The organism is Bacteroidota bacterium (assembly GCA_030706565.1).
Taxonomy (GTDB): Bacteria; Bacteroidota; Bacteroidia; order Bacteroidales; family JAUZOH01; genus JAUZOH01.
This window is the reverse complement of the sequence record JAUZOH010000191.1, coordinates 1-7,449: the sequence shown is the minus strand read 5'-3', so window position 1 is coordinate 7,449 and position 7,449 is coordinate 1. Positions and strand designations below refer to the sequence as shown.

Here is a 7,449-nt window from a genome sequence, read left to right as displayed (position 1 = left end):
TTCCCTGAAAGTTGTTTTAACAGAAATACTGTCCATTACGGCATCAACAGCTACTCCGGCCAGTTGTTTCTGCTCTTCCAGGGGAATTCCAAGGCGGTCGAAGGTACTTTTAAGCTCAGGGTCAATTTCCTGGTCATTATCCTGCTGAGCCCGTTTTTTAGGTACCGAATAATAGATGATATCCTGGTAATCAATTTTTGGAATGCGCAAATGAGCCCACCCAGGCATTTTCATCGTTTTCCATTTTTTAAAAGCCTTCAACCTGAAGTCAAGCATAAAATCCGGTTCGTTTTTTTTCCTGGAAATAAGGCGGATAATATCCTCGTTCAGCCCTTTTGGAATACTTTCAATATCTATGTCGGTATAAAAACCATATTTATATTCACCCTTTGTAACTTCTCCAAGTATGTCATCCTGGTTTTCTTTCATAATACTTTTCCTCTTTCCCCCGGACCGGATGCTTTTATCTGCCCGCTTCCTCTCCATGAAGGGATAATTAAAGCTTAAATTAAAAAATGATTACCTTTGTATAATCGGAAACATCTATTGATTAACAAAAATAAAAGGATTTTGTTGAATTTCATCCCTGTTATTTAGAATGATTCTAAAAACGGATGCAAAGATAACAAAACCAGAATAAATTAATATTTAAAATCAATGTTTAGCAACGAAAATAAATTGACAAGCCTTGCCGAATTGGGAGAATTTGGCCTGATCGATCATCTTACCAAAAATATAAAAATAAAAAACCCCGAAACGAAAAAAGGAGTGGGCGATGATGCCGCAGTTTTAAGTTTTGGAGATCAACAAACCATCCTGACAACCGACCTGCTGGTCGAGGGGGTACATTTCAACCTGGTATACACGCCCTTAAAACATCTGGGTTATAAAGCCGTAATTGCAAACCTGTCGGACATTTATGCCATGAATGCCCAGCCAAAACAAATTACTGTATCCATAGCCCTTTCCAATAAATTTTCCCTGCAATCCGTGGAACAGTTATATGAAGGGATATATACAGCCTGCGACAAATACGGAGTAGACCTGGTTGGAGGCGATACGTCCACTTCCCTCACGGGGCTTACCATCAGCATCACTGCCGTTGGAGTAGCAGATACAGAAAATATTGTTTACAGGAATACCGCTCAAGATAATGATTTGATTTGTGTTTCAGGAGACCTTGGAGCAGCCTATATGGGTTTGCAGCTGCTCGAACGAGAGAAGAAGCTGTTTCTGGAGAACACCGGTTTCCAGCCCGACCTCGAAGGCCACGATTATATCCTGGAACGCCAGCTCAAACCTGAAGCCCGCAGGGATGTGGTCAGAATGTTTAAGGAGATGAATCTTAAACCTACTTCCATGATTGATATTTCCGATGGTTTATCTTCAGATATCCTGCATATCTGCCATGATTCGGGCAAAGGCTGTAAACTTTTCGAGGACAAAATCCCCATTGACCCGCAAACTATTTTAATGGCCGAGGAGTTTAATATTAGTCCTGTAACTGCAGCATTAAACGGAGGGGAAGACTTTGAATTGCTTTTCACCATGCCACTGAAAGAATACGACAAAATAAAAGGGCTTCCAGGTATAACACTTATCGGTCATATGACAGAAAAAAGTGAAGGCTCCAGCCTGATTACCAGTGACGGACAAACCATTGCGCTAACTGCGCAGGGGTGGAACAATCTCAGCGGGCAAAATCAATAAACTATTTCAGAAACATAAAAGCTAAGGGTTCACAACTTATTTTCAAGGTTAAATCATCTAAAACAGCTGGTTCCTAAATTTTAAAACAACATGCCAAAAAAATTTGTAATAATTGTTGCAGGAGGATCGGGTAAACGGATGAATTCAAGTATTCCTAAACAATTTTTAAAAGTAAGAGGTATTCCTATTTTAATGCGTACCCTTCTGGTGTTTTACAAATACGATAAGAAAATTAAAATTATCCTGGCCCTGCCTGAAGACCAAATTCCATATTGGAAGAAGCTATGCAGGACATTTAATTTCACCATTCCGCATGATGTCGTAAAGGGAGGTTTGCAGCGCTTTCAATCGGTAAAAAATGCGCTGGCGGAGATCAAAGAAGAAGGTATCATTGCCGTTCACGACGGGGTACGGCCTTTGGTTAGTGAAGAAACCATTGACCGCTGCTTTAAAACAGCCATAAAATCAGGAACTGCAATACCGGTTATCCCGGTTAATGATTCCTTAAGGATGACAAACGGCCAAGACAGCGAAATGGTCGACCGTTCCAAATATAAAATTGTTCAGACCCCGCAGGTTTTTAAAAGTGAAATTCTGCTTCAGTCATACCATAAAAAGAGATATTCTCCTTTATTTACAGATGATGCCAGTGTAGTAGAAATGGCCGGTGAAAAAATCAATCTTGTAGACGGAAATATAGAAAATATAAAGATTACAACGCCCCTGGATATCCGGATTGCTGAGAGCTATTTCCATGCAGATGAGAAATAAAAAATCATCCCTAAAAAATTGCAAAATTTTATTGTCTGTTTATAAAATTAATACATTTGTGACATCAATTTATACGTTTGTCAAATTTCTCATTTTAAATATTTTTTTATGGCCAAATTCAATGAAATTGATGCTCAATCAAATTCGATTAATCAGGTAAGTGCAGGTACAACTATTAAAGGTGATGTGAATTCAGACGGGGATTTGCGTTTTGATGGAATTCTTACAGGGAATCTGGTCACAAAAGGGAAAGTTGTAATAGGCGCAACAGGAAGTGTAACAGGAGAGATTATTTGTGCCAATGCCGTTATTGAAGGTACAGTGGAAGGGAAAATAACCGCTTCAGAAATGCTTTCGTTAAAAGCTACTGCTGTCATAAAGGGAGATATTTCCATTAACAAGCTGGCAATTGAACCCGGTTGTAAATTTAGCGGAAATTGTAAAATGAATGACGGGAAAACCGTTCAAATTGAAGAAAGCGAAACAAAACCTGCTTAAAGGGAATAAGAACAAACTTACAGACTATGGTAAGTATTCAAGCATCGCCTTTCAGATGCTTGTCATTATTCTTTTGAGCGTTTTTGGCGGTTTTAAACTAGACCATTGGTTACATACAACGCCAGTATTTACGGTTATTCTTTCGATCGTCGGGGTATTTCTGGCTGTTTATTTTGCAATTAAGGATTTGATAAATTTCAAATAACTACTTATTTTATGTAAAATGTCCAATTTTATAAAAAGTGAAACCGCAAAAGAATTAAGAAAATTCATTTCCGGAGAACTCCTTATTTCGGCAGGAGTAGTTTTTATAGCTTTCGTATGCTTTGCGACAAATCTGTTAAAGAAGGAATATTACCTTTCAGTTTATTGGGTTTTATTGGTTTTTTTCCTGTTCTTCAATGCATTGATTTTTTCATTTCTCATAAAAACCGTTAAGCAAAGGATTAATAAATTAATTAACCGGTATATATCCCTATCGGTTGTGAAATTTTTCGTTTACCTACTGTTTATCTTTATCTACCTCCTTTTCGACAGGAGTCATATCCCGGCTTTCCTGGTCGCTTTTTTTTCTCTCTACCTGATGTTTACATTTTATGAAGTAAAATCAATTTTATCTTTATTGAAAAAGAAATAAAATTTATTCAATTCAATCTATTTTTTTTTACTTTTACGTCTTATTTTTCTTGGATATGATGAGGCTAAATGAAAAATATTACTTAAAAAGCTTAATTCTAAGTTTTTTGCTTGTTCTTTGTTGCCAATTTTCTTTCCCGCAACAGGCAAATACTGTAAATTCAGAACAAGAGGTTCAGGGCAAGAGCGCTAATCAGGAGAAAAAGTTTCAGCCGGGTAAATTTATTTTTGAACACATTGGCGATGCCTACGAATGGCACATCCTGACTTATAAAAAAGTAGAGGTCAGCATACCTCTGTTGTGCATTGTTCACAGCAACATATCGGGCTGGCATATATTCTGTGCCACAAAATTACACCACGGCGCAACTTCCTATCAGGGTTTTAAAATATCAGAAAGTAAAGCGAATGAAGGGAAGCTGGTTGAAAGCATGCCTGATGGGAGTGAATTGAAGCCCTTAGACCTGTCGATTACCAAAGATGTTTTTGCCATATTTATCAGCCTGGCTTTGTTGTTATATATTTTTATCAACGTAGCCCGTTCCTATAAAAAACGGGAAGGTCTTGCACCCAAAGGGATGCAAAATTTGTTTGAGCCGGTCATCCTTTTCATAAAAGACGATGTAGCCATTCCCTCAATAGGAGACAAATATGAAAAATATATGCCTTACCTGCTTAGCATCTTTTTCTTTATTTTGTTTAATAATTTGCTGGGTCTTATTCCAATTTTTCCCGGTGGTGCAAATGTTACGGGGAATATTGCAATAACCATGGTACTGGCTATATTTACATTTATTCTGACTACCATCAGCGGAAATAAACATTATTGGAAAGAAGTTTACAATGCACCGGGTGTCCCCTGGTGGCTGAAGATTCCTGTTCCCCTGATGCCGATTGTCGAACTGGTTGGCTTGTTCACCAAGCCTTTCGTATTGATGGTCCGACTCTTTGCCAACATTACCGCAGGGCATATCATTGCCTTGGGTTTCTTCAGCCTGATATTTATTTTCGGCCAGATGCAGGCTTACCTGGGTTATGCCATTTCGCCCCTGTCATTGGTATTTACCATGTTCATGACCATGCTGGAATTATTGGTGGCTTTTATCCAGGCTTATGTTTTCACCATGCTTTCGGCACTTTATTTTGGAATGGCAACCGCCGAAGAGCATGAATAGTTTTGAGGACTTTTATTAATTAAATATTGTTCAATTATGATGTCATTATTAGCAGTAATTTTACAAGCAGCAGCAGCCGGAGCCGGTGTAGCCAAATTAGGTGCCGGGATAGGTGCTGGTATAGCAGCCATAGGTGCTGGTTTGGGTATCGGTAACATTGGTGCAAACGCAATGGAAGCTATTTCACGTCAACCGGAAGCAGTAGGCGATATTCGTTCAAACATGATTGTTGCCGCCGCTCTGATCGAAGGTGTTGCTTTCTTCGCTATCGTTGTTTGCTTGCTTATCCTTTTCATCTAAAAAGGAATTTCTTCTACAGTTGTGCGGTTGGCGCAACTGTAGAAGTTTATGATGTTTTGATTTTTTAATATTTTTAAATAAAAGATATATGCAACTGGTAACTCCGGGTATAGGTTTAATATTTTGGATGCTTCTTTCCTTTACCATCGTCATGGTAATTTTAAAGAAGTTTGCATGGAAACCTATTCTCAATGCCTTAAAGGATAGGGAAAAATCCATTGAAAATGCATTGAAAAGCGCCGACAAAGCAAAAGAGCAAATGGCCAAATTACAGGCCGACAATCAACGCATTATGGCTGAGGCCCGCAAAGAACGCGATCTGCTCCTCAAAGAAGCACGGGAAGTGAAAGATAAAATTCTTGATGAAGCAAAGAATCAGGCTGTTGTGGAAGCAGCTAAAATCACTGAAACTGCCCGTCAAAATATCAGGGCAGAAAAAGCTGCAGCCATGAACGAAATTAAGAATCAGGTTGCTTCATTGTCTGTTGAAATTGCCGAAAAAATTCTCCGGCAAAAATTATCTCAAGGGGAAGAGCAAAAACAATTGATTGATAATTTACTGAAAGAAATAAAATTAAATTAGTTAAAGTCATTGGCTTTAACAATCAATGAAGGGTTTTTATTATGAATCAGAGCAAAATAGTGGTCCGTTATTCAAAAGCATTGTTTATTCTATCCAAAGAAAAAAATATCCTGGATACAATCAGCAAAGACATGCTGTTGATTTATAAGATCTGCAACAGCGTGAGTGAGTTTATGAGAATGATTGAAAGCCCTATAGCTAAGCCCTCACAGAAAAGAAAAACCTTAAACGCCATTTTCAAAAGTTCTATAAATGAACTGACTATGAAGTTTCTGGATTTACTGGTAGAAAATAAACGGGAAGCTTTTATCAGGGATATTGCCAGGTATTTCATTGATTTATACAGAAGCGATAAAGGAATTAAAGCTGCTGTGCTGACCACTGCATCAGAAATAGATTCAGAAACCCGCGATAAGGTTTCTGAATTAATAAAAAGATCATTCAATACGAAAGAAGTAGAGCTAGATACTAATGTGAACAAAGATTTAATCGGGGGTTTTATTCTTAAGGTTGACGATAGGCAATTTGATGCCAGCATCTCAAATCATCTGAAAGAAGTAAAACGTAAACTGATTGATTTCACTTTTGTATCAAAATTGTAAAATAAAATGCCGGCAAGGGAATAAGTTCCTGGACCGGAAAATTTAAACATACAAATATATGGCTGATATTAAACCTGCTGAAGTTTCGGAAATACTCAAACAACAACTGGAAGGTTATAAAACCGATGTTGAGCTGGAAGAAGTAGGTACAGTTTTGACAATTGGCGATGGTATTGCCCGTATTTATGGACTTTCAAATGTTGAATCCAATGAGCTGATCGAATTTGAAAATGGCATCAAAGGCATAGTGCTGAACCTTGAGGAAGACAATGTAGGTGCAGTATTATTAGGCCCTTCCGATGAAATTAAAGAAGGAGATACAGTTAAACGTACAGGAAAAATTGCTTCCATTCAGGTTGGAGAAGGTTTGTTGGGAAGGGTGATCAACACCCTGGGCGAACCAATCGATGGCAAAGGGCCTGTCTCCGGAACGACGTACGAAATGCCTTTGGAAAGGAAAGCTCCCGGCGTTATCTACCGTCAACCGGTGAAGGAGCCTTTACAAACCGGATTAAAAGCTATTGATGCAATGATCCCTATCGGGAGAGGTCAGCGTGAATTGATCATCGGTGACCGTCAAACCGGGAAAACGGCTATTGCCATTGATACAATTATTAACCAGAAGGAGTTTTACGAAAAAGGCCATCCTGTTTATTGTATTTATGTTGCAATTGGCCAGAAAGGATCAAGTATTGCCAATACTGCAAAAACCTTGCAGGAACACGGTGCCATGGCCTATACAGTAATTGTCGCATCTACCGCTGCCGACCCTGCTGCCTTGCAATTTTACGCTCCCTTTGCAGGCGCTGCTATAGGAGAATTTTTCCGTGATTCCGGCCGTTCGGCCTTAATCGTTTATGATGATTTGTCCAAACAGGCCGTATCATACCGTGAAGTTTCCCTCTTGCTCCGTCGTCCGCCAGGGCGTGAAGCTTATCCCGGCGACGTATTTTACCTGCATTCCCGTTTGCTGGAAAGGGCAGCCAAGATTATCGAATCAGACGAAATCGCCAGCCAGATGAATGATTTACCCGATTCCATCAGGCCTCTGGTAAAAGGTGGAGGTTCGCTCACGGCATTGCCGATTATCGAGACACAGGCAGGTGACGTTTCCGCCTATATCCCGACCAACGTGATATCCATTACCGACGGGCAGATTTTCCTTGAATCAAAT

General features: G+C 39.2%; 10 protein-coding genes. 9 read left to right on the top strand and 1 reads right to left on the bottom strand.

The window, feature by feature from the left end; all coding sequences use genetic code 11:
• Positions 1-429 (bottom strand): Fe-S cluster assembly protein SufB (locus tag Q8907_10400; protein MDP4274677.1); only part of this gene is annotated, 429 nt, incomplete at its 3' end.
• Between the two features lie 228 nt (positions 430-657).
• Here Q8907_10400 and thiL point away from each other — a divergent pair.
• The 9 genes from thiL to atpA all read left to right on the top strand — a co-directional run.
• Complete coding sequence (thiL, locus tag Q8907_10395) at positions 658-1,710, top strand: thiamine-phosphate kinase (GenBank protein ID MDP4274676.1); 1,053 nt, start codon at positions 658-660, stop codon at positions 1,708-1,710.
• 90 nt (positions 1,711-1,800) lie between these two features.
• Positions 1,801-2,481: a 2-C-methyl-D-erythritol 4-phosphate cytidylyltransferase gene (locus tag Q8907_10390; protein MDP4274675.1), complete on the top strand. Its 681-nt coding sequence runs from the start codon at positions 1,801-1,803 to the stop codon at positions 2,479-2,481.
• A 108-nt stretch (positions 2,482-2,589) separates the two neighbouring features.
• Positions 2,590-2,979: a polymer-forming cytoskeletal protein gene (locus Q8907_10385; GenBank protein ID MDP4274674.1), complete on the top strand. Its 390-nt coding sequence runs from the start codon at positions 2,590-2,592 to the stop codon at positions 2,977-2,979.
• Entirely contained in the window at positions 2,951-3,184 is a 234-nt protein-coding gene (locus Q8907_10380; protein MDP4274673.1) for an AtpZ/AtpI family protein, read from the top strand. The genes Q8907_10385 and Q8907_10380 overlap by 29 nt, the downstream gene beginning before the upstream one ends.
• A gap of 538 nt (positions 3,185-3,722) precedes the next feature.
• A complete protein-coding gene (gene atpB / locus Q8907_10375; protein MDP4274672.1) occupies positions 3,723-4,790 on the top strand; it encodes a F0F1 ATP synthase subunit A in 1,068 nt (355 codons plus the stop codon).
• 39 nt (positions 4,791-4,829) lie between these two features.
• Positions 4,830-5,090, top strand: coding sequence for an ATP synthase F0 subunit C (atpE, locus tag Q8907_10370; GenBank protein MDP4274671.1), 261 nt, complete (start codon positions 4,830-4,832; stop codon positions 5,088-5,090).
• 88 nt (positions 5,091-5,178) lie between these two features.
• The gene (locus Q8907_10365; GenBank protein ID MDP4274670.1) at positions 5,179-5,673 is read left to right on the top strand and encodes a F0F1 ATP synthase subunit B; all 495 of its coding nucleotides are present in this window, start codon (positions 5,179-5,181) and stop codon (positions 5,671-5,673) included.
• A 41-nt stretch (positions 5,674-5,714) separates the two neighbouring features.
• Positions 5,715-6,275, top strand: coding sequence for an ATP synthase F1 subunit delta (gene atpH, locus Q8907_10360; protein MDP4274669.1), 561 nt, complete (start codon positions 5,715-5,717; stop codon positions 6,273-6,275).
• A gap of 58 nt (positions 6,276-6,333) precedes the next feature.
• On the top strand, positions 6,334-7,449 hold a 1,116-nt coding region (gene atpA / locus Q8907_10355; protein ID MDP4274668.1), incomplete at its 3' end, for a F0F1 ATP synthase subunit alpha.